23 protein-coding genes are annotated in these 23,101 nt (G+C 66.3%); 9 read left to right on the top strand and 14 right to left on the bottom strand.

Annotated elements, in window-relative coordinates:
- Positions 1-4: 4 nt before the first annotated feature.
- The 4 genes from ACWGRX_RS17465 to ACWGRX_RS17450 form a co-directional block, all read right to left on the bottom strand.
- Positions 5-535: a winged helix DNA-binding protein gene (locus ACWGRX_RS17465; RefSeq protein ID WP_452118575.1), complete on the bottom strand. Its 531-nt coding sequence runs from the start codon at positions 533-535 to the stop codon at positions 5-7.
- Positions 536-671: 136 nt separating this feature from the next.
- A complete protein-coding gene (locus ACWGRX_RS17460) occupies positions 672-1,658 on the bottom strand; it encodes a TRAP transporter substrate-binding protein (RefSeq protein WP_452118574.1) in 987 nt (328 codons plus the stop codon).
- A gap of 41 nt (positions 1,659-1,699) precedes the next feature.
- Positions 1,700-3,004 carry a TRAP transporter large permease gene (locus ACWGRX_RS17455; protein ID WP_291638796.1) on the bottom strand — a complete coding sequence of 435 codons (1,305 nt, stop codon included), beginning with the start codon at positions 3,002-3,004 and terminating at the stop codon, positions 1,700-1,702.
- The gene (locus ACWGRX_RS17450) at positions 3,004-3,552 is read right to left on the bottom strand and encodes a TRAP transporter small permease (RefSeq protein WP_291638797.1); all 549 of its coding nucleotides are present in this window, start codon (positions 3,550-3,552) and stop codon (positions 3,004-3,006) included. Before ACWGRX_RS17450 ends, ACWGRX_RS17455 begins: the two co-directional genes overlap by 1 nt.
- A gap of 227 nt (positions 3,553-3,779) precedes the next feature.
- Here ACWGRX_RS17450 and ACWGRX_RS17445 point away from each other — a divergent pair, with 227 nt between their 5' ends.
- From ACWGRX_RS17445 to ACWGRX_RS17425, 5 genes are all read left to right on the top strand, one after another.
- On the top strand, positions 3,780-7,379 hold the full coding sequence (locus ACWGRX_RS17445) for a hydantoinase B/oxoprolinase family protein (protein WP_452118573.1): 3,600 nt from the start codon (positions 3,780-3,782) through the stop codon (positions 7,377-7,379).
- 126 nt (positions 7,380-7,505) lie between these two features.
- A complete protein-coding gene (locus ACWGRX_RS17440) occupies positions 7,506-8,201 on the top strand; it encodes an SDR family oxidoreductase (protein WP_452118572.1) in 696 nt (231 codons plus the stop codon).
- Between the two features lie 90 nt (positions 8,202-8,291).
- Positions 8,292-9,095 (top strand): 4-hydroxy-tetrahydrodipicolinate reductase, encoded by an 804-nt coding sequence (dapB, locus tag ACWGRX_RS17435; protein ID WP_452118571.1) that lies wholly within the window; start codon positions 8,292-8,294, stop codon positions 9,093-9,095.
- A gap of 119 nt (positions 9,096-9,214) precedes the next feature.
- Positions 9,215-10,891 (top strand): methyl-accepting chemotaxis protein, encoded by a 1,677-nt coding sequence (locus ACWGRX_RS17430; protein WP_452118570.1) that lies wholly within the window; start codon positions 9,215-9,217, stop codon positions 10,889-10,891.
- Between the two features lie 66 nt (positions 10,892-10,957).
- Entirely contained in the window at positions 10,958-12,049 is a 1,092-nt protein-coding gene (locus ACWGRX_RS17425) for an ATP-dependent DNA helicase (RefSeq protein WP_452118569.1), read from the top strand.
- 12 nt (positions 12,050-12,061) lie between these two features.
- On the opposite strand, the gene ACWGRX_RS17420 is transcribed toward ACWGRX_RS17425, so the two are convergent.
- A complete protein-coding gene (locus tag ACWGRX_RS17420) occupies positions 12,062-12,763 on the bottom strand; it encodes a GntR family transcriptional regulator (RefSeq protein WP_452118568.1) in 702 nt (233 codons plus the stop codon).
- Between the two features lie 238 nt (positions 12,764-13,001).
- On the opposite strand from ACWGRX_RS17420, the gene ACWGRX_RS17415 reads away from it, so the two are divergent.
- Together ACWGRX_RS17415 and ACWGRX_RS17410 are read left to right on the top strand one after the other, a co-directional pair.
- Positions 13,002-13,982: a N(4)-(beta-N-acetylglucosaminyl)-L-asparaginase gene (locus ACWGRX_RS17415; RefSeq protein WP_452118567.1), complete on the top strand. Its 981-nt coding sequence runs from the start codon at positions 13,002-13,004 to the stop codon at positions 13,980-13,982.
- A 48-nt stretch (positions 13,983-14,030) separates the two neighbouring features.
- The gene (locus ACWGRX_RS17410) at positions 14,031-15,053 is read left to right on the top strand and encodes an amino acid ABC transporter substrate-binding protein (protein ID WP_452118566.1); all 1,023 of its coding nucleotides are present in this window, start codon (positions 14,031-14,033) and stop codon (positions 15,051-15,053) included.
- Between the two features lie 154 nt (positions 15,054-15,207).
- On the opposite strand, the gene ACWGRX_RS17405 is transcribed toward ACWGRX_RS17410, so the two are convergent.
- The 7 genes from ACWGRX_RS17405 to ACWGRX_RS17375 form a co-directional block, all read right to left on the bottom strand.
- A complete protein-coding gene (locus ACWGRX_RS17405) occupies positions 15,208-15,525 on the bottom strand; it encodes a DMT family transporter (RefSeq protein WP_452118565.1) in 318 nt (105 codons plus the stop codon).
- A 205-nt stretch (positions 15,526-15,730) separates the two neighbouring features.
- A complete protein-coding gene (gene leuD / locus ACWGRX_RS17400) occupies positions 15,731-16,333 on the bottom strand; it encodes a 3-isopropylmalate dehydratase small subunit (protein WP_452118564.1) in 603 nt (200 codons plus the stop codon).
- 37 nt (positions 16,334-16,370) lie between these two features.
- Positions 16,371-17,144 carry an RDD family protein gene (locus tag ACWGRX_RS17395; RefSeq protein WP_452118563.1) on the bottom strand — a complete coding sequence of 258 codons (774 nt, stop codon included), beginning with the start codon at positions 17,142-17,144 and terminating at the stop codon, positions 16,371-16,373.
- A gap of 3 nt (positions 17,145-17,147) precedes the next feature.
- Entirely contained in the window at positions 17,148-17,606 is a 459-nt protein-coding gene (locus tag ACWGRX_RS17390; protein WP_452118562.1) for a metallopeptidase family protein, read from the bottom strand.
- A 13-nt stretch (positions 17,607-17,619) separates the two neighbouring features.
- A complete protein-coding gene (locus tag ACWGRX_RS17385; protein WP_452118561.1) occupies positions 17,620-17,865 on the bottom strand; it encodes a hypothetical protein in 246 nt (81 codons plus the stop codon).
- Between the two features lie 27 nt (positions 17,866-17,892).
- Entirely contained in the window at positions 17,893-19,311 is a 1,419-nt protein-coding gene (leuC, locus tag ACWGRX_RS17380) for a 3-isopropylmalate dehydratase large subunit (RefSeq protein ID WP_452118560.1), read from the bottom strand.
- Between the two features lie 91 nt (positions 19,312-19,402).
- A complete protein-coding gene (locus ACWGRX_RS17375) occupies positions 19,403-19,579 on the bottom strand; it encodes a hypothetical protein (RefSeq protein WP_291638811.1) in 177 nt (58 codons plus the stop codon).
- 221 nt (positions 19,580-19,800) lie between these two features.
- Between ACWGRX_RS17375 and ACWGRX_RS17370 the strand changes: the two genes are divergently transcribed.
- Positions 19,801-20,199: a hypothetical protein gene (locus ACWGRX_RS17370; RefSeq protein ID WP_291638812.1), complete on the top strand. Its 399-nt coding sequence runs from the start codon at positions 19,801-19,803 to the stop codon at positions 20,197-20,199.
- Between the two features lie 197 nt (positions 20,200-20,396).
- On the opposite strand, the gene kynA is transcribed toward ACWGRX_RS17370, so the two are convergent.
- On the bottom strand, positions 20,397-21,245 hold the full coding sequence (gene kynA, locus ACWGRX_RS17365; RefSeq protein ID WP_452118559.1) for a tryptophan 2,3-dioxygenase: 849 nt from the start codon (positions 21,243-21,245) through the stop codon (positions 20,397-20,399).
- Positions 21,246-21,348: 103 nt separating this feature from the next.
- On the opposite strand from kynA, the gene ACWGRX_RS17360 reads away from it, so the two are divergent.
- Entirely contained in the window at positions 21,349-22,572 is a 1,224-nt protein-coding gene (locus tag ACWGRX_RS17360; protein WP_452118558.1) for an aminotransferase class V-fold PLP-dependent enzyme, read from the top strand.
- A 108-nt stretch (positions 22,573-22,680) separates the two neighbouring features.
- Here ACWGRX_RS17360 and rplS read toward each other — a convergent pair whose 3' ends face one another.
- Positions 22,681-23,076 (bottom strand): 50S ribosomal protein L19, encoded by a 396-nt coding sequence (gene rplS, locus ACWGRX_RS17355; RefSeq protein WP_291638815.1) that lies wholly within the window; start codon positions 23,074-23,076, stop codon positions 22,681-22,683.
- Positions 23,077-23,101 lie beyond the last annotated feature (25 nt).

Below are 23,101 nucleotides of genomic sequence, written 5' to 3'. Positions count from 1 at the left end.
GACCCTAAAGGCTCGCCGCGGCCCGCGTCGCCTGGTCGTACTGGCCGGAGAGCGAGCGCATCACGGCGGCGATCTCGGAGAGGCGCGCCGGGTCGATGCCCGTCGCCAGCACCGATTTTACCAGGAGTTGCTCGCGCACCTGTGCATAGCGCCGGCAGGCCTCCTCGCCCGCCGGCGTTACCGCGGCGGTCTTTTCCTTGCCCTTGCGCCCGCCCTTGATCAGGCCGAGCCGCTCGAGCTTCTTGAGGGCGTAGTTTACGACATGCGTGTCCTCGATGTTGAGGATCAGGCAGATGTCGGCGAGCCGCTTGGGTTTGCCGCGATGATTGACATTGTGCAGGACGAGCACGTCCATCGGTGTCAGATCCGCGAGGCCGGAGGCCGTCATGCCGCGCAGCATCCAGCGATGGAAGGCATGCACGGTCATCGAGAGCGCGAATTCGAACTCCGACAGGGCCGGCATGGCGCCGGAGGCGAGATGGCCGGAGGAGACGATGGGGCCGAGCGGGGCAACCGCGGGCTTCTGATCGGACATGGCGGCGTCGGGGTCCTGCATCGCGCCTGCGTTCTCGCTGGTGGGGTTCGCCGGGGCCTTGATCGCTGGCCGGGCGGGCCGTTCATCGCCAGCGCGTCGATGGCGCCGCCCCGCGAAAGGGCGGCGCCGCGCGGTCTCACATCTTCTTGTAGGCGTCGATGATCGCCTGGCCGTCGGCGCCGGCCTTCTTCAGCCAGTCGGCCGTCAGCGTCTCGCCGGCCTTCTTGAAGCCGGCGGCGAGCGCCGGAGAGGGCGCCTGCACCTTCATGCCCTTGGCCTTGAGCTGGCCGAGATACCAGTTGGTCTTCTCTTCCCACATCTTCCAGCCGCGCGCCTCGGCATCGGCCGAGGCCTTGAGCAGGGCATCCTGCGTCGGCTTGTCGAGCGCGGCGAAGGCGGCCTTGTTGACGAAGGTCGCGTCCTTCGGGATCCAGGCCTGGACGTCGTAGAAATGGGTCAGGGTTTCCCAGGCCTTGGAATCATAGCCGGTGCCGCCTGACGACATGAAGGAGTTGACCACGCCGGTGGCCAGCGCCTGCGGCAGCTCGGCCGCCTGGATCGTCACCGACTGCATGCTGAGCAGATCGCCGAGGCGCGCCGTGCCGACATTATAGGCCCGCCATTTTAGGCCTTTCATGTCCTCGATCGTGTTGAGCTCCTTCTTGGCGTAGACGCCTTGCGGCGCCCAGGGGACCATGAAGAGAAGCTTGATGCCCTGGCTGTCGAGCTTCTTCTCGATCGCCGCCTTGGAGGCCTTGTAGAGCTTCATCGAGTCCGCGAAGGAGGTCGCGAGGAAGGGCACGACGTCGATGCCGAAGACCGGGTCCTCGTTTTCGTGGATCGACATCAGCACTTCGCCCATCTGGGCCTGGCCGCTGGCGACGGCGCGCTTGATCTCCGGGGCCTTGAACAGCGCGGCGCCGGGGTGGACGGTGATCTGCAGCTTGCCCGATGTCGCCTTTTCGACGTCCTTGGCGAAGAGGGCGAGATTCTCCGAATGCGGGTTGTCGGCGGGATAGGCGGCCGGCAGGTTCCATTTGGTCTGGGCTGAGGCCGGGGCGGCAAGCGCGAAGGCGCTGCAGCCGAGCGCGAAGGCGGCGATGGCGAATCTGCGGTCGAACATGTCGTTTTCCCTCTCTGTTGGCTTTGGTCTTGGTCTTGATCTCAATCCGGGAAGGCGAGCTTCGGCAAATAGAGCACGATCTGCGGGAAGGTCGTGATGATCAGCACGGCGACGTTGAGCAGAATGAAGAACGGGAAGGCGGCCCTCGCAACCGTCCAGGTGTCCTTGCCGCTCATGTTCTGCAGCACGAACAGGTTGAAGCCGACCGGCGGGGTGATCTGCGCCATCTCGACATGGATGACGAGGTAGACGCCGAACCAGACGAGGTCGAAGCCGGCCTCCTTGACCATGGGCAGGACGATGACGGCGGTCAGCACGATCATCGAGATACCGTCGATCAGGCAACCCAGGATGATGTACATCACGGTCAGCGCCAGCACGAGCATATGCGGCGAGAGCTCCTGGCCCTTGACCCAGGCGGCGAGCGCCGCCGGAATGCCGGTGAAGCCCATTGCCGCCGTGCAGAAGGCTGCGCCTGCCAGGATCAGCATGATCATGCAGGTGAGCCGCGTCGCGCTCATGATGCTTTCGAGGAAGGTCGGCCAGGTCAGCGTGCCGCTCCACCAGGCCAGGAAGAGCGCGCCGGTGACGCCGAAAGCGGCGCATTCGGTCGCCGTAGCGAAGCCGAGCACCAGCGCCAGGAACACGGCGGCGATCAGCAGCAGGCAGGGCGCCAGCTTGGCCGATTGGCGCAGCTTCTCGCGGAGCGACATCGCAGGGTCGCGCGGCGGTGTCTTGTCCGGGTTGAGCCAGGACCAGACGATGACATAGCCCATATAGAGCGCCATCACGAGCAGGCCCGGCAGGAAGCCGCCGAGGAAGACCTGCAGCACCGAGACATTGGCGGTGACGGCATAGACCACCATCGGGATCGATGGCGGGATCAGGAGCCCGAGCGTGCCGGAGCCGGCGAGCGTGCCGAGGCTCAGGCGCTCGTCATAGCCGCGCTTCTTGAGTTCGGGCAGGGCGATCTTGCCGATCGTCGCGACCGTCGCCGCTGACGAGCCCGAGACTGCCGCGAAGATGCCGCAGCCGACGATATTGGTGTGGATCAGCCGGCCTGGCAGCCATTGCAGCCAGGGGGAGAGGCCCTGGAACATCTGCTCGGAGAGCCGCGTCCGGAACAGGATCTCGCCCATCCAGATGAAGAGCGGTAACGCGGCCAGCGTCCAGGAGGCCGTCGAGCTCCAGACGGTGGTCGCCAGGACCTGGCCGATCGGCACATCGGTGACGAGATTCATCGCCAGCAGGCCGACCAGGCCGAGGCCGACGCCGATCCAGACGCCGCTCGCGAGAATCCCGACGAGGAAGAGGAGCAGGACGAGCGAAAGTTCGGGCAGCGCCATCAGACGCCCCCGCCCTGGGCGACGCGCTCGACCAGTTCCTCGACCGATTGCGGCGGCTTGGGCAGATAGGTCGGCCGGCCGCCGCGCGCCACGATGACCCATTCGTCGATCAGCGCTATCAGCAGAATGCCGAGCCCGATTACCATGCCGAGTTGCGGGATCCACAAGGGCACCGAGACGACGCCGGTCGACATGTCGTCGAAGCGCCAGGAATCATGGGCCAAGCGTCCGGCCTGATAGGTGAAATAGCAGATGAAAGCTGCGGCGATCGTCAGGGCGCTCAGCTCTGCGGCGCGCCTGCGGCCGCCTTCCAGGCGCTCGATCAGCAGGCCGACGCGGATCATCTCGCCGCGCTTGAAGGTGTGGCCCAGGCCGAGAAAGGCCATCGCCACCAGCGCCCAGGAGGCGAAGTCGTCGCCGGAGGGAATGTTGAAGTTGATCTCGCGCCCGATCGACAGGAACATCATCAAAGCAAAGATCGCCACGAGACTGATTCCGGCGAGCCAGCCGGAAACCAGGTAGAGCATGTCGAGTACGCGGCGAATCATGCGCGCGCCTCGCCATGCGCCGTCGGGTCGCGTCGTTTTGCGACGCGTCTGCCGGCGGCCAGTGCCGATCCCGTCATTGCCCTCTCCCGGTTGCTTGCACGGTCTGGCCCCTCTGCCTTGTTCCGGTCACAATCGAGATCGTAGCCGGCGGAATGAGCTTGTCAATTTTTCATCGACGATTTATCGATGAAGTGTCGATGTTGTTTTTTGATCTTCGGGAGGGTGCGATGACTGCCAGCCGTTGGGACTTCTGGATCGATCGTGGCGGCACTTTCACCGATGTGATCGGCCGCGATCTCGAAGGCAGGCTTCATGCCAGGAAGCTGCTCTCCGAGAATCCGGGGGCGTATCGCGACGCGGCCGTGCAGGGCATTCGCGACCATCTCGGGCTGAAGACGGGCGAGCCGATTCCGGTCGGGCTGGTCGGCGAAGTGCGCATGGGCACCACGGTCGCGACCAACGCGTTGCTCGAGCGCAAGGGCGATCGGACGCTGCTGGTCACGACCAAAGGTTTCCGCGACGCGCTGCGCATCGGCTATCAGGCCCGTCCGAACATCTTCGCCAAGGAGATCATCAAGCCGGAGCAGCTCTATGAGGCTGTGGTCGAGGTCGAGGAACGGGTCCTGGCCGACGGCACGGTCGAGCGTGCCCCCGACGAGGCCGCGATCCGCACCGCACTGCAGGCGCGATATGATGACGGTTTCCGCGCCGTCGCCATCGTCTTCATGCACGGCTATCGCTATTCGGCGCATGAGCAGGCCGCGGCGCGCATCGCCCGCGAGATCGGTTTCCCGCAGGTTTCGGTCAGCCATGAGGTTTCGCCGCTGATCAAGCTGGTCGGCCGCGGCGACACTGCAGTGGTCGACGCCTATCTCTCGCCGATCCTCGGCCGCTATGTCGCGCAGGTTTCCGAAGAGCTCGACATCGTCCGCACCGGCGCGCGGCTGATGTTCATGATGTCCTCGGGCGGGCTCACCGCGGCCGAGCTCTTCCAGGGCAAGGACGCGATCCTGTCGGGTCCGGCCGGCGGCGTCGTCGGCCTCGCCGAGACCGGCCGCTCGGCCGGGTTCGACAAGGTGATCGGCTTCGACATGGGCGGTACCTCGACCGACGTCGCCCATTTCGACGGTGAATACGAGCGCGCCTTCGAGACCGAGGTCGCCGGCGTGCGCATGCGCGCGCCGATGATGCTGATCCATACGGTTGCTGCAGGCGGCGGGTCCATTCTCCACTATGACGGCGCCCGCTTCCGCGTCGGCCCCGATTCAGCCGGTGCCAATCCCGGCCCCGCCGCCTATCGCCGTGGCGGCCCACTCGCCGTGACCGACGCGAACGTCATGGTCGGCAAGCTGATCCCGTCCTATTTCCCGGCGATCTTCGGCCCGAAGCAGGATGCGCCGCTCGACGTCGAGACGGTGCGCGCCAAGTTCGCGGCGCTGGCGGCAGAGGTCGGCGATGGCCGCTCGCCCGAGGAGGTCGCCGATGGCTTCATCCAGATCGCCGTCGCCAACATGGCGGAGGCGATCAAGAAGATCTCGGTGCAGCGTGGCTATGACATCACCCGCTATGCGCTGAATTCCTTCGGCGGTGCCGGCGGCCAGCATGCCTGCCTCGTCGCCGACGCGCTCGGCATCAAGACCGTGCTGCTGCACCCGTTCTCCGGCCTGCTCTCGGCCTATGGCATGGGCCTGGCCGAGATTCGCGCGACGCGCACCGCGGCGCTCGACGTCGCCCTCGATGCCGAGGCCAAGGCCGCGATCGCGGCGGTCGCGGAGCGCCTCGGTGCCGAGACGAAGGCGGAGGTCGCCGGGCAGGGCGTCGCCGAGGGCGATATCGCCCTGCATGTGCGCGCCCATATCCGCTATGCCGGGACCGATACGGCGATCGCGACGCCTTTCGGCAGCCGGGAGGAGATGCAGGCCGCTTTCCAGAGCGCGCACAAGGCGCGCTTCGGCTTCATCGACGAGACCAAGGCTCTGGTCGTCGAGGCGGTCGAGGTCGAGGCGGTCGGCGGCGGCGCCCGGTTCGAGGAAGCGCTGGCGAGGGAAGGTGCGGGCGAGCCGGTCCCTGCCGAGCGCACCCGCCTGTTCTCGCAGGGGCGCTGGCATGACGCGGCGATCATTCGCCGCGAGGCGATGAAGCCCGGCCAGAACATTGCCGGCCCTGCCATCGTGATCGAGCCCAACCAGACCGTGGTGGTCGAGGAGGGCTGGAGCGCCAGGCTCACGGCCAAGGATCATCTCGTGCTGACCCGCAGCAAGCCGCTGGTCCAGCAGGCGGCGATCGGCACCAAGGCCGATCCGGTGATGCTCGAGATCTTCAACAACCTGTTCATGTCGATCGCCGAGCAGATGGGCGTGACGCTGCAGAACACCGCCTATTCCGTGAACATCAAGGAGCGGCTCGACTTCTCCTGCGCGGTCTTCGACCAGACCGGCGGCCTCGTCGCCAATGCCCCGCACATGCCGGTGCATCTCGGTTCGATGGACAAGTCGGTCGAGACCGTGATCGCCAACAATCCGGTGATCCGGCCGGGCGACGTCTACTGCCTGAACGCGCCCTATAACGGCGGCACGCACCTGCCCGACATCACGATCTGCACGCCGGTCTTCGATACGCAGGACAAGGAGATCCTGTTCTGGGTCGCCAGCCGCGGCCACCATGCCGATGTCGGCGGAACCGCGCCGGGCTCGATGTCGCCGCTGGCGACGAATATCGAGGAGGAAGGCGTCTATATCGACAATTTCAAGATCGTCGATCGGGGCCGCTTCTGCGAGGAGGAGCTGGTCAAGCTCCTGACCGGCGCGCGCTATCCGGTGCGCAACGTCGTCCAGAACGTCAACGACCTGAAGGCCCAGATCGCGGCCAATGAGAAGGGCGTGGCGGAGCTGAAGAAGATGATCGGCTCCTTCGGCCTCGACGTCGTCCAGGCCTATATGGGCCATGTCCAGGACAACGCCGCCGAGAGCGTTGCCAGGCTGCTTGCCCGTCTGCATGACTGCGAGTTCACCTATCCGATGGACCAGGGCTGCGCGATCAAGGTGAAGATCACCGTCGATCGCGAGAAGCGCGAGGCGACCGTCGACTTCACCGGTACTTCGCCGCAGCGCGAGGACAATTTCAACGCGCCGGCGCCCGTCACCCGCGCCGCCGTGCTCTATGTTTTCCGCGTCATGGTCGACGATGCGATCCCGATGAATGCCGGCTGCCTGCGGCCGATCAAGGTGATCGTGCCGGAAGGCTCGATGCTGGCGCCGCGCTATCCGGCCGCCGTCGTCGCGGGCAATGTCGAGGTCAGCCAGGCGGTGACCAACACGCTGTTCGGCGCGCTGGAGGCGATGGCCTGCTCGCAGGGCACGATGAACAACCTGACCTTCGGCAATGACGAGTACCAGTATTACGAGACGATCTGCTCGGGCTCGCCGGCGGGGCCGGGCTTCAACGGCACCTCGGGTGTGCATGTCCACATGACCAACTCGCGCCTGACCGATCCGGAGATCCTGGAGACGCGCTTCCCGGTCGTGCTCGAGGACTTCCACATCCGCGCCGGCTCCGGCGGCAAGGGCGAGTGGAATGCCGGCGACGGCACCAGCCGCACCATCCGGTTCCGTAGGAGCATGGATTGCGCCATCCTCGCCTCGCATCGCAAGGTCAGGCCCTTCGGCATGAAGGGCGGCGAGCCGGGCGAACTCGGGCGGACGCTGGTGCGCCGGCTCTCGGGCGAGGTCGAGGAGCTCAAACCCTCCGACCAGACCTTCCTGGAGGCCGGCGAGGCGGTGACCGTGCTGACGCCGACGGCCGGGGGCTATGGAAAGCGCAAGGGCTGAGGCATAGCTCCCCGCTTGTCGTCGCCGGGAGCACGGCGAAGCAATCCGGAATTGCGCATTGTCGCCTTGGATTGCTCCGCCGGCTGAAGTCTCCTTGCAACGACGCTTGCGCGAAGGAGACCGAGCATGTCGCAGACCTGGATGATCACCGGCGCCAATCGCGGCATCGGCCTTGCTCTGACGATGGAATTGCTGCGCCGGGGCGACCATGTCGTCGCCGCGGCGCGCGATCCCTGGGGCGGGGCGCTGGCCGAGCTGGCGGGCGTGCATGTCGGGCAACTGACGCCGCTCGAACTCGACGTGACCTCCGACGAAAGCGTCGCCGCTGCCAAGCGGGCGCTCGCCGGGCGGCCGCTCGACGTGCTCGTCAACAACGCAGGCATCTACGGGCCGCGGGACCGCCAATCGGCCTTCGATATGGATTTCGACGCCTGGCGCGAGGTCTTCGAGGTCAATGTCTACGCGCCCTTGCGGGTGGCGCAGGCCTTCCTGCCCAATCTCGAGGCGGGCAGCGGGCGGAAGATTGCGACGATCTCGAGCCGGATGGGCTCGCTCGGCGGCAGCCCGTCCGGCGCCATCGCCTATCGCTCCTCCAAGGCTGCGGTGAACATGGTGATGGTCGCCTTCGGCAATGCGGTGCGCGCCAGCGAGATCGCCGTGCTGCTGTTCCATCCCGGCTGGGTGCAGACCGATATGGGTGGCGGCGGGGCCGATATCCCGGCCACGGAGAGCGCCGCCGGGTTGATCGAAACCATCGACGCTTCCGGCATGGCGCAGACCAACAGCTTCCGGACCTGGAAGGGCGAAACGATCCCCTGGTAAATGCCGCCGCTGTCCGCAAGCCGGGCGCGATGGACCTGAGCCAGAGGCTCGCCTAATCCTCGCTTGTTCGAAGCTTGTGAGGAACCGTCCATGATCCGCATCACGCTTGCCGGCTGCACCGGCTGGGTCGGCAAGGCGCTCGTCGCCGCGATCATGGCGGCGCCCGATCTCGAACTGGTCGCGGGCGTTTCGCGCCAGGCCGCCGGGCGCGATCTCGGCGAGGCGGCGGAATTGCCGGCGAACGGGCTGCCGGTCTTCGCAACGGTCGCGGAGGCGCTTGGCGTGCCGAGCGATGTGCTGATCGACTACACCAAGCCGGACAGCGTGAAGAGCAACGTGCTTTCGGCGATCGCCGCCGGGCGCCATGTCGTGGTCGGCACCTCCGGCATGTCGGGCGCGGACTATGCCGGGATCGAGCAGGCCGCGCGCGTAGCGGGGGTTGGCGTACTCGCCGCCGGCAATTTCTCGATCACCGCGACGCTGCTGCGGCGCTTCGCCCGCGAGGCGGTGAAATATGTGCCGGATGTCGAGATCATCGACTATGCCTCGCCCGGAAAGCCGGACACGCCCTCGGGCACGGGTTTCGAACTGGCCGAAACGCTCGCTGTCGAGCGCATGGCCGCGACCTCGCTGCCCGTCTCCGCGCTCGGCGGGGTGCGCGAGACGCGTGGCGGCGCGATCGGTGTGCCGCATCCGGTGCAGGTGCATTCGCTGCGCATGCCCGGCTTCGTACTCTCCTGCGAGGCGGTGTTCGGCCTTGAGGATGAGCGCTTGGTCATTCGCCACGATGCCGGTACCTCCGCTGCTCCCTATGTGGGGGGAACCTTGCTGGCGGCGCGGCGCGTCGGCGAGCAGCCCGGTCTGCGCCGTGGCCTCGACAGCCTGATGGCTTGAGTCTCTGCCGATGTCCGGTCGAGAAGTTCTTATTATTTCAAATGCTTAGCTGGCTTCATTAAGGATCTGTTCGCTCGCGGTTGCGAGAAAGGCCGCGCGCGAAACGGTAGTGAGGCGAGATGCGGCGCTTTGGTTTGACGGCGAAGATCACCTTGCTCTTCGCGCTGTTCGGGATCGCCGCGGCGCTGGGGCTGGCGGGCGCGCTCGGTGGCCTTGCCTCGGTGCACCAGATCGACCGCGAAGCGTTCAACGGGCTTCAGCTCGCCAATCGTGCCTCGCTGCTGTCGAGCCGCGTGGCGCAGGCCTCGCTGCTCAGCCGCTTCGATGACGGCGCCAGTCCACAACAGGTCGAGCAGGCTCTCGATGCTCTCGAAGCCGCGATCGAACTGGTCGATGCCGCGCGCGCGAGCCTGGTCTCGGCGCTACCGCCGGAGCTGTCGCAGGCCCATCCGACGCTCGATGCCAGCATCCGCACTTTCATCGATTTTCAGCGCGACATTGTCGACATCGGCCGCCGCGTCTCGGCCAAGGCAGCGCTGATCGAGGCCTCGGCGGAGGCGGCAAGGGAGAATGTCCGCCAGATCATCAGCGTCACCGCGAAGATCCGTGACGATCTCGACCGGCAGGCGGGGCAGGCCGCCTCGAGTGCCGAGATGCTGGCGCATCAGGTGCGGCTGCGGGTGATCCTGATCGCCGTCGGCCTGCCGCTCGCCGGTGGAGCGCTCGCCATCACCCTGCTGCGCGCCCATCTGACCCGGCCATTGCGCGAGCTGATGGCGGCGATCGATGCGACCATGGCGAGCGAGCATGTCATCGAGGTCCCGCATCGGCGCCGGCGCGACGAGATCGGCGAGCTCGCCCGCACGGTGCGGACTTTGAGCGAGGTGCGCGCCACGTTGGTGACGCGTGATGCCGAAGCCGGGCTGGCGCAGGCGCATCAGGCGCGCCGTACCGAGGAGCTGCATCGCATCGCCGAGGAATTCGAGACGAAGATCGGCCGCCTGCTCGGCGACATCGCCGGGGCGAGCGAGGGCTTGCGGGCGGCGCTCGGCGATTCTGCCGTCCAGGCCGAACAGATCTCGCAGAGCGGCGGGGCTGCCGCCGGGGCGGTGGTCGACGCCGCCGAGGAAGCGAACCGGATCTCGGATGCGGCTCTGCGGCTCGAGGACGTGGTGGAGCAGATCAATCACGAGGTCCGTCGCGTTTCGCAGACGGCGACCGAAGCGACGCGCGATGCCGCCGGAACGGCCAGCCTGGTCGGGCGGCTGACCGACAATGCCGGCCAGATCCGCGACGTCGTCGCGCTGATCGAGGCGATCGCGCGCCAGACGAACCTGCTCGCATTGAACGCCACGATCGAGGCCGCCCGTGCGGGGGCGCATGGCCGCGGCTTCGCCGTGGTCGCGAGCGAGGTCAAGGCGCTCGCGGCTCAGACGGCGGATGCCACGGCGAAGGTGGCCACGCGGATCGTTGCGGTCGACGAGGCGCTGTCGCAGGCGGCGACCGCGATCTCTGGCATCGTCACGCGTGTCGGTGCGGTCGAGCAGGCGAGCACCGAGATCTCCAGCATGGTCGCGTCGCATAGCGGCCTGTTGCAGAATCTCGGCGAGACCATCGCCCGCATATCGGAAGTGACGCGTGGCGGCGTCGAGGCGATGACGGCGATCGTCGAGGCCAATTCCCTCAGCGTGACGCGTGCCGAGCAGGGGGCGAGCGGTGCCAGACGGCTCGACGAGCGCATCACCGCATTACAGGTCGAGGCGAACCAGTTCGCACGGCGCCTGCGCTCTGCGTGATCGGCACTTGCCGTAAGAGCGCGACTCGCGGCCATTGGGCGCCATGTCCGCAGAATCCTTCTCATCATGAACTGGTCGCCACAGCAGGACGATGCGCTCCGTGCCGTCTCGGACTGGCTGAAGAGTGGCTCGCCGCAGCTTTTCCGCCTGTTCGGCTATGCCGGTACCGGCAAGACCACGCTCGCCCGGCACATCGCCGAGGATGTCGACGGGACGGTCGTCTTCGCCGCCTTCACCGGCAAGGCGGCGCTCGTCCTGCGCAACAAGGGCTGCGAGGGCGCGCAGACCATCCATTCGCTGATCTACCGCTCGCGCGGAGTCGACGAGGAGAGCCCGACCTTCGTGCTCAACCGCGAGAGCGTCGCGGCCAAGGCCAAGCTGATCATCATCGACGAATGCTCGATGGTCGACGAGGAACTCGGCCGCGACCTGCTCTCCTTCGGCACGAAGGTGCTGGTGCTGGGCGACCCCGCGCAGCTTCCGCCGGTCAAGGGCGGCGGCTTCTTCACCGAGGCCGAGCCCGACATCATGCTGACCGAGGTGCACCGTCAGGCGGCTGACAACCCGATCGTGCGGATGTCGATGATCGTGCGCGAGGGCGGGCGGCTCGAGGTCGGCGAATACGGCGAGAGCCGGGTGATCCGGCGTGATCAGATCACGCCCGAGATCGTGCTCTCCGCCGGCCAGGTCCTGGTCGGCCTCAACAAGACGCGCCGGAACTACAATGCCCGGATGCGGCAGCTGATGGGCCACAGCTCGAACGTGCCTGTCGTCGGCGAGAAGCTGGTCTGCCTGCGCAACGACAAGAGCAAGGGCCTGCTGAATGGCGGCGCCTGGATCGTGCAGGAGCTGAAGACCTCGAAGAAGGGGCTGGTCACCATGCGGGTGACGCCGGAGGACGATACCGGCGGAAAACCGGTGAAAGTCTCGGTGCTGCCGAACTTCTTCGACGGCACCGAGGAGGAGGTGCCCTGGGAGCTGCGGCGCCACACCGACGAGTTCACCTTCGGCTACGCCCTCACCGTCCACAAGGCGCAGGGCTCGCAATGGGACGATGTCGTGCTGTTCGACGAGGCCTACGCTTTTCGCGAGCACCGGGCGCGCTGGCTCTATACCGGCCTGACGCGCGCCGCCGAGACGATCACCGTGGTGATGTAGCGGCCGGCGCGTTCAGGCGCGGCCGGTGTCGGCTTCCTGCCGCCGCAGCGCCTTCAGCCGGCTGATCAGGTGGCGGGCGCCCATCAGGATGTGCTGCTCCAGATGTGCGCTGGCGCGGGCGACGTCGCCCTGCCGGCAGAGGTCGAGCAGGACCTGATGCTCGCGGTTCATCTTCTCGCGCGAACCGGTCAGCCTGATCGGCAGCGGGAAGTGACGATAGGCGTTGAGATAGAGCTTGCGCACCAGCGCCAGGGTCTGGGGACGATTGGCCGGCTCGTAGAGCGTCGCGTGAAAATCCCAGTTGAGGTTCGACCAGTTCTCGTCGCGCCGGTCTTCGACCATCTGGGCGAATAGTACCTCGGCCTTCTGGAAATGCGGCTCTGAGAGCAGCGGCATGGACTGTTCCAGGAGCCAGGTCTCGAGCCGAGCCCGGATCTCGTAGACCTCTTCGAGATCGTCGATCGACAGGCTGGAGACGACCGCGCCCTTATGGGACTGCATGGTCACCAGCCCCTCGGCCTCGAGCTGGTGCAGCGCCTCGCGGATCGGGACGCGGCTGACGCCGAACTCCGCCGCCAGCTTCTCCTGCCGCAGCAAGGTCGCTTCCGGCAGGGCGCCGGACAGGATCTGCTCGCGCAGGAGGTCGACGACCCGGCCGGTCGTCGTGACGCGGTGCAGCGTCATGGTCTTCTCGGGGCTGGTCGCGGTTGTCATCGCCTGATTTCTGGATTCCCGGCCTCGGCGGCTTGCCTCCGTTCCTGCCGGAAAACCGGACTTCTTTCAATCCGGCGCCCCCTGAACGCTCTATGGCGGATATTTTGGATCCTATGAATTGTTGCGTGAAACGCCATAGGAGAGCGTCGTTCTCTCAGATTGGCGCTGTTGCGAATGTCTGCTGCATCCGATACAGAAAAATTGGATTCAATATTCAATTCTTCTAAAGGCGCCTGAAATGATCGCGATCAGCAACAATGAGGGGGGCAGCGGCATCGGTGCGACGGCGCGGGAACTCCTCGGCGGCGCCAGGGCGCTGGACGCGATCGAGGCAGGCGTCCGGCTGGTCGAGGCCGATGAGAGCGTTCGGACGGTCGGGCGCGGTGGCTGGCCGAACCTGCTTGGCGAGGTCGAGCTCGACGCGTCGGTCATGGACGGTTCTACGCTTCGCACGGGGGCGATCGGGGCGCTCGGCGGCTATCTGCATCCGATCAGCATCGCCCGTCAGGTGATGGAGCGGCTGCCGCATGTGCTCCTGGTCGGGGAGGGCGCGCGGCGCTTCGCCGCCGAGATCGGTGCCGAGGCCGGGGAGCTCCTGATGCCGCATGCCCGCACCGCCTGGGCCCGCTGGTTCGCGGACGAGGTCGGCGAGGGCGATCGTGCCGCCTGGCCCGACGTGCCGATGGCCGAGCTCTGCAAGCAGGCGATCGACCCGGAGATCGGCCGCGACACCACCGTCTTCCTGGCGCAGGACAAGGCTGGCCATATCGGCGCGGGGACGAGCACTTCCGGCTGGGGCTGGAAATATCCCGGCCGCCTCGGCGACAGCCCGATCATCGGGGCCGGCTCCTATGCCGATACCCGCTATGGCGCCTGCGCCTGCACCGGCGTCGGCGAGATGAGCATCCGGGCCGGCACCGCCCGCGCCGTGGTGCTCTACATGAAGCTGGGGATGAGCGTGGAGGAGGCGGTCCATGAGGCCGTCGACGACATGCGCGCCCTGAAGGGCGGATTGATCGGCCGCGTCACCATCCATGCGATCGACGCCGCCGGCGGCCACAAGGTTGTCGCCGTCAACGGCCTGCCGGAGAACCATTACTGGCTCTGGCGTGAAGGCGAGGCCGCGCCCGCCAGCCATCCGGCCGAGATCATCGCGATCAGCGACGACCCCGCACCCAAGCCCACCGCCCACCGGCGCTATGAGCGCCTGGGCCTCTGAAAGCCGAATTCGGCTCGATCACCATCAACCGCAGGAGGAGGAAAGTTCATGTCCCGGATCGGAAAGACCGCGCTGCTGGCGCTGGCCGGCTTACTGCTGATCAGCACCGGTGCCCTGGCGCAGACGACGTTGGCGAAGGTCAAGGAGCGCGGCCAGTTGCTCTGCGGCACCAGCACCGGCATTGCCGGTTTCAGCCTCGCCGACGGGCAGGGCAAATGGTCGGGGCTCGACGTCGATGTCTGCCGGGCTTTGGCCGCGGCGATCTTCGATGATCCCGGCAAGGTCAACTTCATCCCGCTCGCCAGCAAGGACCGGCTGGTCGCGCTGCAGAGCGGCGAGATCGACGTGCTGCCGCGGACCACGACCTGGACGCTCAGCCGCGACGCCGGCCAGGGCCTCGATTTCACGGCGGTGAACTACTATGATGGCCAGGGTTTCCAGCTGCGCAAGAAGGCCGGCATCAAGTCGGTGAAGGAGCTGGACGGCGCCTCGATCTGCACCGTGCAGGGCACCACCAACGAGCTGAACCTCGCCGACTATTTCCGCGTCAACAAGATGAAGTACGAGGTCGTCGCCTTCCAGGGCATCGACGAGACAGTGAAGGCCTATGAGAGCGGCCGCTGCGACGCGATCTCGACCGACATCTCGCAGCTGGTCTCCTACCGGCTGAAGATGGCCGATCCCGCCGAGCACATCCTGTTGCCGGAGGTGATCTCGAAGGAGCCGATCGGCCCCTATGTCCGCCAGGGCGACGACCAGTGGTTCGACATCGTGCGCTGGACCGTCTTTGCGATGATCAATGCCGAGGAGCTCGGCGTGAGTTCTGCCAATGTCGGCGAGATGCTGAAATCCGACAATCCGGAAGTGCAACGCCTGCTCGGCGTCGGCACGAAGCTCGGCGAAGGGCTCGGCCTGAGCGCCGATTGGGCGGCGAGGATCGTCCGGCATGTCGGCAATTACGGCGAGTCCTATGAGCGCAATCTCGGCTCCGGCAGCCGCATCAACCTGCCGCGCGGGCTGAACAATCTCTGGTCGAAGGGCGGCATCCAGTTCGCTCCGCCGATCCGCTGATCAGCAGCGATCGCCATCGCCCGGATGCGCTGCCGCACCGGGCGATGGCACATGGACAAAGCGAAGGCGGCGCTCATGACGATGCGCCGCCTTTCGCAATGACGACTGCCTGCCGGCTATGGCGCGCAGGGTTGCGAGGCCGAGCCGGTCGGTGTCAGTGGGCCGAAAGCTTCATCATCACCAGGCCGGAGACGATGAGGCCGGCGGCGGCGAGGCGCATCGGCGTCGCGGCCTCGCCCAGCACCAGGATGCCGACGATGAAAGCACCGACCGCACCGATGCCGGTCCAGATCGTATAGGCCGTGCCGAGCGGCAGGCTGCGCATCGCAAGCGCCAGCAGCGCGAAGCTGCCGATCATGGTGACGAGGGTGATGACGGTCGGCGTGATTTTGGTGAAGCCGTCCGACTGCTTCATGTAGAATGCCCAGACGACTTCGAGCACGCCGGCGACGATGAGGTAGAGCCAGGCCATGATCTTCTCCCTTGGAGACGGGCCGGGTCGTCCCAGCGGTTCTGCCCGTCACGGGGGAGGTCGTCCTCGCCCGCTTATGTTGCACCGCGGTAGGGCGTTTTCAAGTCACGCCCGCCATGCCGGCCCACGAAAAAGCCGCGGCTCGTAGGAGCCGCGGCCGAATTTTTTTACAAAGGCCGTGCGCCACGCAGCCCGGACGCAGGGGTCAAGCCCAGGCGCGGGTCTTGAGCTTCTCCTCATAGGCCTCGATCTTCGGGGCCTTCTCCATGGTCAGGCCGATATCGTCGAGGCCGTTGAGCAGGCAGTGCTTGCGGAACGGGTCGATCTCGAAGGTCACCGTGCCGCCGTCGGGTCCCTTGATGGTCTGGCTCTCGAGGTCGATGGTCAGCGTCGCGTTCGAGCCGCGATCGGCATCGTCGAACAGGTTGTCGAGGTCCTCCTGCGAGACCTTGATCGGCAGGATGCCGTTCTTGAAGCAGTTATTGTAGAAGATGTCGGCGAAGCTGGTGGAGATCACGCAGCGGATGCCGAAGTCGAGCAGGGCCCAGGGGGCGTGCTCGCGCGACGAGCCGCAGCCGAAATTGTCGCCGGCGACGAGGATCTCCGACTTGCGATAAGCCGGCTGGTTCAGGACGAAGTCCGGGTTCTCCGAGCCGTCTTCCTTGTAGCGCATCTCCGAGAACAGCGCGGTGCCGAGCCCGGTGCGCTTGATCGTCTTCAGATACTGCTTGGGGATGATCATGTCAGTGTCGACATTGATCACCTTCAGCGGGGCGGGCGTCGAGGTCAGGGTGGTGAAGGGCTGCATGGTGGGTACTCCTGTATTCGTGTTCGTTGAAACCGTGTCAGGCAGGCCGATTGACGCTCGGGCGAGTGATGCGCGTGCCTGCCCATATGTCATGTAGAGGTGCGCGCGGCAGGCTGCGGCGAAGCTCAAACGGCCGCCACCAGGCGAGCGCGATGATGAAGGCGGCGAAGATTGTCGGTACCAGCAGCCAGGGGCTGAGGTTGAATGCGCCGATAAGCCAGAACGCTCCAAAGCTCGCCGCCATGGTCAAAACGACGGGTATGGAAGCAAATAGGAAACGCAGAATCACGGCTTTCAATCCAGCCTTCTCACCACTTGCTGTTGCGAGTTGAAGTTTCATCAGCTTCATGCTGGGCGTGGCCTGCAGACGCGACGAGAGGAAGATGAAACTCGCAATCAAGAAGAGCGCGAGGCCGACCCAGTCCAGATAGAACGGTGACACCGGGTTGCCATTCGTGCCCACCGGGACGGAGACGCTACGCGTCAACACGATGCCGTTCGGTTGCTTGTCGTGGCGAGCCAGGATGATGACGCGGTTATCGGTGACGCCGAAGCTACGGATGTTGCACTGCGCGGCATTGGTCCAGGCCACATTCGGCATCATCCTGTTCCCCGCGGCCAGTGCTTCCGGGGAGACTTTGGTCGGCTCACAAGCACGAGTACTTACGCCGAACCCGCTCAGGCGCAGCGTATCGCTCGTGCCACTGGTCACGAGGGTGAAGGCGAGCACAAAGATCAGCGAGGCTGCGACAAAATCGATCGCAACCGCAATGCTTCGCCGCCAGAACCAGAGCTTTTGTGGCTCAGCCATCCGTCAGCCCGCCGCCCGCTCGATCGCTTCCATGTCGTCGTCGTCGAAGCCGAAATGGTGGCCGATCTCGTGCACCAGGACATGGGTCACGATCGCCCCCAGGCTCTCGTCATGTTCCGCCCAGTAATCGAGGATCGGGCGGCGGTAGAGATGGATGATGTTGGGCATCTGCCCGGTCTGCGGCGCATAACCCTGCTGCGGCAGGCCGACGCCGGAGAACAGGCCGAGCAGGTCGAACGGGCTCTCCGCCTCGAGCTCCTTCAGGACATCGTCCTCGGGAAACTCGGTGACGTTGATGATCAGGTCGGCGCAGAGCTTGCGGAAATCCTCAGGCAGGCGGTCATAGGCTGCCTGCGCGAGGATCTCGAACTCGGCGCCCGACGGTGCGCGCACGCCGTCCCAGTCGAGGCCTTGCGAGCTTTCCGCCGGGGCGGAGGCCTTGATCGAGGGAACGCTTGCCATCAAACGCCTGCCATCACCAGATCTTCAATTGGTATCCGAGCCACCAGGACAGGCCGATGAAGGCGATCAAGGAGAGGCCGCGGCCGATACGACGGCCCCAGAGCTCGATCTTGTCGCCTTCTGGCGCGTCCTTGCCGGAGAAATGGTCGGCGGCGCGGCCCATGGACGAACCGAGGAAGCTCTCGGATTCGCGCTTGACGCGATCGAGGGCTTCCTTGGCCTCGCCGGCACGGGTAGCTTCGCGGGGATCGGTGCTCATGACGTCCTCCCGCGACCGCCTCGCGCTTCAGCCCAGCGTGCGCACGTCGACGAAGTGGCCGGCCAGCGCCGCAGCCGCCGCCATGGCGGGGGAGACGAGGTGGGTACGGCCACGATAGCCCTGCCGGCCCTCGAAATTGCGGTTCGAGGTCGAGGCGGCGCGCTGGCCCGGCTTGAGCTGGTCGGGGTTCATGCCGAGGCACATCGAACAGCCCGGCTCGCGCCATTCGAAGCCGGCGGCGATCAGGATCTTGTCGATGCCTTCGGCCTCCGCCTGCTGCTTCACCAGGCCCGAGCCCGGCACGACCATGGCGTAGTCCAGGCTGGCATGGATCTTCTTGCCCTCGACGATCTTGGCGACGGCGCGCAGATCCTCGATCCGGCCATTGGTGCAGGAGCCGATCCAGATCACGTCGAGCGGGATGTCGGTCATCTTGGTGCCGGCGGTCAGGCCCATATATTCGAGCGCCCGCTTCTTCGAGGCGCGCTTGACCTCGTCGGCGATCTGATCGGGATCCGGCACGGCGCCGGCGACCGAGATGACGTCCTCGGGGCTCGTGCCCCAGGAGACGATCGGCGGCAGGTTGTTGGCGTCGAGCTTGACGATGCGGTCGAAATGCGCGCCCTCGTCGGAGCGCAGCGTCTCCCAGTAGCGAACGGCCTCGTCCCAGGCGGCGCCCTGCGGCGCCCGCGGCCGGCCCTTGAGATAGGCGAAGGCCTTCTCGTCGGGGGCGACCATGCCGGCGCGCGCGCCGCCCTCGATCGCCATGTTGCAGACGGTCATCCGCCCTTCCATGGTGAGGGCGCGGATGGCGTCGCCGGCATATTCGATCACCGAGCCGGTGCCGCCGGCGGTGCCGATCTCGCCGATGATGGCGAGGGTGATGTCCTTGGCGGTGACGCCCTGGGCCAGGGTGCCGTCCACCTGGACGAGCATGTTCTTGGCCTTCTTCTGGATCAGCGTCTGGGTCGCGAGCACATGCTCGACCTCGGAGGTGCCGATGCCGTGTGCCAGTGCGCCGAAAGCGCCATGCGTCGAGGTGTGGCTGTCGCCGCAGACGATGGTCGTGCCGGGCAGGGTGAAGCCCTGCTCGGGGCCGACGATGTGGACGATGCCCTGGCGGACGTCGAGCTCATCGAAATACAGGACGCCGAATTCCTTGGCGTTCTTGGCCAGAGCCTCGACCTGGATGCGGCTCTCTTCCTCGGCGATACCCTTGCTGCGGTCGGTGGTCGGGATGTTGTGGTCGACGACGGCGAGCGTCTTCTCCGGCGCGTGGACCTTGCGGCCGCTCATGCGCAGCCCCTCGAACGCCTGCGGGCTGGTGACCTCATGGACCAGATGGCGGTCGATATAGAGCAGGCAGGTGCCGTCGTCCTGGCGGTCGACGACATGGTCCTCGAAAATCTTGTCGTAGAGTGTGGTCGGGGCTTTGGTCGCAGTCATGGGCTTCGTGCCTTCGGTACGGAAATCGAACTGGGCGGCCGGGCGGGCCGGGGCGCGTGAGGCGGGCCTGTCGCCGGCCGGACGGCCGGTCTCAGGCCTGGCTAAGGCCGGCTGCGAGCGAGGCGGTGAAGCGGCCGAAGAAGCGCCAGGGCAGGCGGGCGTGGTCATGCAACGCGGCAAAGCCCTGCGTCGTCGGGAAGCGGCGCGGATTCAGCGTGCGGCGCAGCACGCGCCGGCAACCGTCCTGAATGTGCGGCTTCTTGTTCATGGCGTGGTTCTATCAGTTCCAATCTGCGGCGGCAACGCGAAGCGGTGGCAGGGCGCCCTTGCGGCAGCCGCGTATTGGCGCGCCGAAAGGGGGCCGGATAGAAATCGCGGTGCGGACCTGCTCCTGCCGCAAAATTGCTTCCCGATGCGGCCGGACATGCTTTAACGGCTCCGGGTGTTCCGCAGCGACAGGCTGCGGCCCGACCATGGCAGGATGACGAGATGGCGCGCTTCTTTCCCTTCATGCTGCTGGCGGTCGTCGCCTACGGCGTCGCGGTCGCCGCCATGGGCGTGCCGCTCTCGCGCGAACTCCTGAATCTTGCGCTGCCGTCCGGCTCGGTCTTCACGCTGACGATGAGCGAGCTCCTGCTCTCGATCTCGACCATCGTGCTGTTCTTCGAGATCATGAACGCGACCAGCGCCAAATCGAGCTCGATCTTCAATCACGGCCTGTCGCTGGTGCTGTTCATCGCCTGCGGGCTGATCTTCCTGTTCGTTCCGGGCTTCGGCACCGGCACTTTCCTGATCATCACGCTGATGTCGCTGGTCGACGTCGTCGCCGGCTATTCGATCAGCATCCTGACGGCGCGGCGCGACATGACCTTCGGCAATCAGGAGTAGGACGTAGTCCCGCCATCGCTCTTTAGGGGCACGCGAGCCGTTGAGCCCTGAAGTCGGACCGGATTTTCTCCGTCATGGTCGGGCTTGTCCCGGCCCTCCACGTCTTCTCTGCGCGAGAGCGATGCTCAAGACGTGGATGCTCGCCACAAGGGCGAGCATGACGAGCGGGAGTTCGGGAGCGGGCTGACGGCTGCGACCTAGAGCTCGCTGCGCAGCTCCCAGAGCTCCGGGAAGAAGGAGCGCTCCAGCGCCGTCCTCAGGAACTTGACGCCGCTCGAGCCGCCGGTGCCGGGCTTGAAGCCGATGATGCGCTCGACCGTCTTCATGTGGCGGAAGCGCCATTGCTGGAACTGGTCCTCGACGTCGACCAGTTCCTCGGCGAGCTCGTAGAGGTCGAAATAGCGATGGGTGTCGCGATAGACCGTGAGCCAGGCCGCGCGTACCGCCGGGTTCGAGACATGGGGCTGGCGCCAGTCGCGCTCCAGGCATTCGGCCGGCACCGGCAGGCCGTGCCGGGCGAGCAGCCGCAAGGCCTCGTCATAGAGGCTCGGCGCCGCCAGCAGCGCTTCGAGATGGGCGTGATGCGCCTCATGGTGCTTGTGTATCGCCAGCATGCGCGGGTCCTTGGCCCCCAGCCGGAATTCGAGGGCGCGGTACTGGTAGGACTGGAAGCCGGAGGACTGGCCAAGCGCGCCGCGGAAGGCGAGATAGTCGGCCGGTGTCATCGTCGACAGCACGTCCCAGGCGCTGATCAGCTGGGCCTGGATGCGCGAGACCCGCGCCAGCGACTTGAAGGCCGGCTGCAATTCGTCGTCGCGCAGCGCGGCGATGGCGCCGTCGAGCTCATGGGTCGCGAGCTTGAGCCAGAGCTCCTGGACCTGGTGGATGGTGATGAACAGCAGTTCGTCGGGGGCGTCGCTGAGCGGCTTCTGTGCCGCGAGCAAGAGGTCGAGACCGAGATAGGAGCCGTAGTCCATCCGGTCCTTGAAATCGGTCGTCATGCCGGGCTCGATCCGGCTGCCCGTGCTGCCTGTACTGCCCGTCATCGCGGCCTCCTTGCCTGCGATCCGGCGCCTTGACGCAAGGTGGGGGCCGGATATTTTAAGTTTAAAGTATTTCGACGGGCGGACAAGCTGCGGCGAGGTTGCGATGACGGTTTCCGGTGAGATTGCTGCGGTGGCGACGCCGGAGACAGGTGCTCCCCCCTTCGACCTTGCGGCGGAGTTCTCGCGCTTTCGCCAGAACTGGCCGGAGCGGCTGCATTTCGCGGCGCACAGCCATCATTTCTGGCCGGACGCCACGCGCGCCGCCCAGTTGCGCTGCTGGGACGACGCCGCCCGGCTGGTCGACGGCAAATGGGAGGAGGTGCTCGGCCCGGTCTGGCAGCGTGTCGCGCAAGGCATCGCGAAGCATCTGAACCTGCCGGGAACCGAGGGGCTCGTGCCGGCGAGCAACACGCATGAATTCGTCAATCGGCTGCTTTCCTGTCTGCCGCGCGAACGCAAGCCCCGCATCCTGACCAGCGATGCCGAGTTCCACTCCTTCCGCCGGCAGGTGGAGCGGCTCGCCGAAGACGGGCTGGTCGAACTCGCCGCGGTGCCGGCCGAGCCCTTCGCGAGCTTGCCGGAGCGGCTGGTCGCAGCGGCAAGAGCCGATGCCGGCATCGACATGGTCTTCGTCAGCCAGGTCCAGTTCAATTCCGGCTATGCGCTGACGGATCTGGACGCGCTGGTCGAGGGCGTCTCGGCGCCCGGTCGCCTCGTCGTCATCGACGGCTATCACGGCTTCCTGGCGCGGCCGACCGATCTCTCCGGCATCGCCGACAAGGCCTTTTACATCGCCGGCGGCTACAAATACGCAATGTCGGGCGAGGGCGCCTGCTTCATGCATTGCCCGCCGGGCTTCGGCATGCGGCCGCGCGATACGGGCTGGTACGCTTCCTTCGGCGCGCTCGCGGGCCCGCAGGGCGAGATCGGCTATGCGCAGAATGGCTGGCGCTTCATGGGCGCGACCTTCGATCCCTCCGGCCTCTATCGCATGGGGGCGGTGTTCGACTGGCTCGACGGCCATGCGCTCGATGCCGCGCAGATCCATGCCCATGCGCTGGCGCTGCAGGCGATCGTCGCCGATGGCCTCGCCCGCCGGCCCAGCGGCGTGCTCGCGCCGGAGAACCTGGTCGTGCCGCCGAGCGAGCCGGCGCGCGGCAATTTCCTGACCTTCCGCCATGCCGATGCGGCTCTCTGGCACGAAAAGCTCAGGCAGGCCGGCATCACCGTCGATTTGCGCGGAGACCGTTTGCGTCTCGGCTTCGGACTCTACCAGAATGCCGCCGATGCCGAAGCCCTGCTCGCGCGGCTGGCGAGCCTCGCCTAGCGCGAGCGCTAGCCAGGCGGGTGCTCGCAGGCCTTCCCCGAGCGACGCCCTGAAACGCAAAACGCGGCCCCGAGGGACCGCGTTCCGTCATATTTCAGGCTGCGAGGCTTACTTGCCGCCGTTCTTGGCACCCTTGGTGCCCTTGGCCTCGACGCGCTCGGCGATACGGGCCGACTTGCCGCGACGATCGCGCAGGTAATACAGCTTGGCGCGGCGAACCTTGCCCTTGCGGACGACCTTGATCGAGTCGAGGTTCGGCGAATAGAGCGGGAAGACGCGCTCGACGCCCTCGCCATAGGAAATCTTGCGGACGGTGAAGCTCTCGTTGAGGCCGCCGCCATTGCGGGCGATGCAGACGCCCTCATAGGCCTGGACGCGGCTGCGCTCGCCTTCCTTGACCTTGACGTTGACCTGCACGGTGTCGCCGGGCTGGAAATGCGGGATTTCCTTGCTCTGGGCGAGCTTGGCGATCTGCTCCTGGTCGAGCTGCTCGATGATGTTCATGGGTCTCTCCATGGCCGTGTTCGCG

This window comes from Allobosea sp. NPDC055594 (assembly GCF_053618995.1).
Note: the sequence above shows the minus strand (reverse complement) of the source record. Positions and strands in the feature narration are given on the sequence as shown.

Bases quoted from the DNA above. Each gene is read 5' to 3' on its own strand.
- ACWGRX_RS17465 (WP_452118575.1), bottom strand. From the start codon at position 535: ATGTCCGATCAGAAGCCCGCGGTTGCCCCGCTCGGCCCCATCGTCTCC.
- ACWGRX_RS17460 (WP_452118574.1), bottom strand. From the start codon at position 1,658: ATGTTCGACCGCAGATTCGCCATCGCCGCCTTCGCGCTCGGCTGCAGC.
- ACWGRX_RS17455 (WP_291638796.1), bottom strand. From the start codon at position 3,004: ATGGCGCTGCCCGAACTTTCGCTCGTCCTGCTCCTCTTCCTCGTCGGG.
- ACWGRX_RS17450 (WP_291638797.1), bottom strand. From the start codon at position 3,552: ATGATTCGCCGCGTACTCGACATGCTCTACCTGGTTTCCGGCTGGCTC.
- ACWGRX_RS17445 (WP_452118573.1), top strand. From the start codon at position 3,780: ATGACTGCCAGCCGTTGGGACTTCTGGATCGATCGTGGCGGCACTTTC.
- ACWGRX_RS17440 (WP_452118572.1), top strand. From the start codon at position 7,506: ATGTCGCAGACCTGGATGATCACCGGCGCCAATCGCGGCATCGGCCTT.
- dapB (WP_452118571.1), top strand. From the start codon at position 8,292: ATGATCCGCATCACGCTTGCCGGCTGCACCGGCTGGGTCGGCAAGGCG.
- ACWGRX_RS17430 (WP_452118570.1), top strand. From the start codon at position 9,215: ATGCGGCGCTTTGGTTTGACGGCGAAGATCACCTTGCTCTTCGCGCTG.
- ACWGRX_RS17425 (WP_452118569.1), top strand. From the start codon at position 10,958: ATGAACTGGTCGCCACAGCAGGACGATGCGCTCCGTGCCGTCTCGGAC.
- ACWGRX_RS17420 (WP_452118568.1), bottom strand. From the start codon at position 12,763: ATGACAACCGCGACCAGCCCCGAGAAGACCATGACGCTGCACCGCGTC.
- ACWGRX_RS17415 (WP_452118567.1), top strand. From the start codon at position 13,002: ATGATCGCGATCAGCAACAATGAGGGGGGCAGCGGCATCGGTGCGACG.
- ACWGRX_RS17410 (WP_452118566.1), top strand. From the start codon at position 14,031: ATGTCCCGGATCGGAAAGACCGCGCTGCTGGCGCTGGCCGGCTTACTG.
- ACWGRX_RS17405 (WP_452118565.1), bottom strand. From the start codon at position 15,525: ATGGCCTGGCTCTACCTCATCGTCGCCGGCGTGCTCGAAGTCGTCTGG.
- leuD (WP_452118564.1), bottom strand. From the start codon at position 16,333: ATGCAGCCCTTCACCACCCTGACCTCGACGCCCGCCCCGCTGAAGGTG.
- ACWGRX_RS17395 (WP_452118563.1), bottom strand. From the start codon at position 17,144: ATGGCTGAGCCACAAAAGCTCTGGTTCTGGCGGCGAAGCATTGCGGTT.
- ACWGRX_RS17390 (WP_452118562.1), bottom strand. From the start codon at position 17,606: ATGGCAAGCGTTCCCTCGATCAAGGCCTCCGCCCCGGCGGAAAGCTCG.
- ACWGRX_RS17385 (WP_452118561.1), bottom strand. From the start codon at position 17,865: ATGAGCACCGATCCCCGCGAAGCTACCCGTGCCGGCGAGGCCAAGGAA.
- leuC (WP_452118560.1), bottom strand. From the start codon at position 19,311: ATGACTGCGACCAAAGCCCCGACCACACTCTACGACAAGATTTTCGAG.
- ACWGRX_RS17375 (WP_291638811.1), bottom strand. From the start codon at position 19,579: ATGAACAAGAAGCCGCACATTCAGGACGGTTGCCGGCGCGTGCTGCGC.
- ACWGRX_RS17370 (WP_291638812.1), top strand. From the start codon at position 19,801: ATGGCGCGCTTCTTTCCCTTCATGCTGCTGGCGGTCGTCGCCTACGGC.
- kynA (WP_452118559.1), bottom strand. From the start codon at position 21,245: ATGACGGGCAGTACAGGCAGCACGGGCAGCCGGATCGAGCCCGGCATG.
- ACWGRX_RS17360 (WP_452118558.1), top strand. From the start codon at position 21,349: ATGACGGTTTCCGGTGAGATTGCTGCGGTGGCGACGCCGGAGACAGGT.
- rplS (WP_291638815.1), bottom strand. From the start codon at position 23,076: ATGAACATCATCGAGCAGCTCGACCAGGAGCAGATCGCCAAGCTCGCC.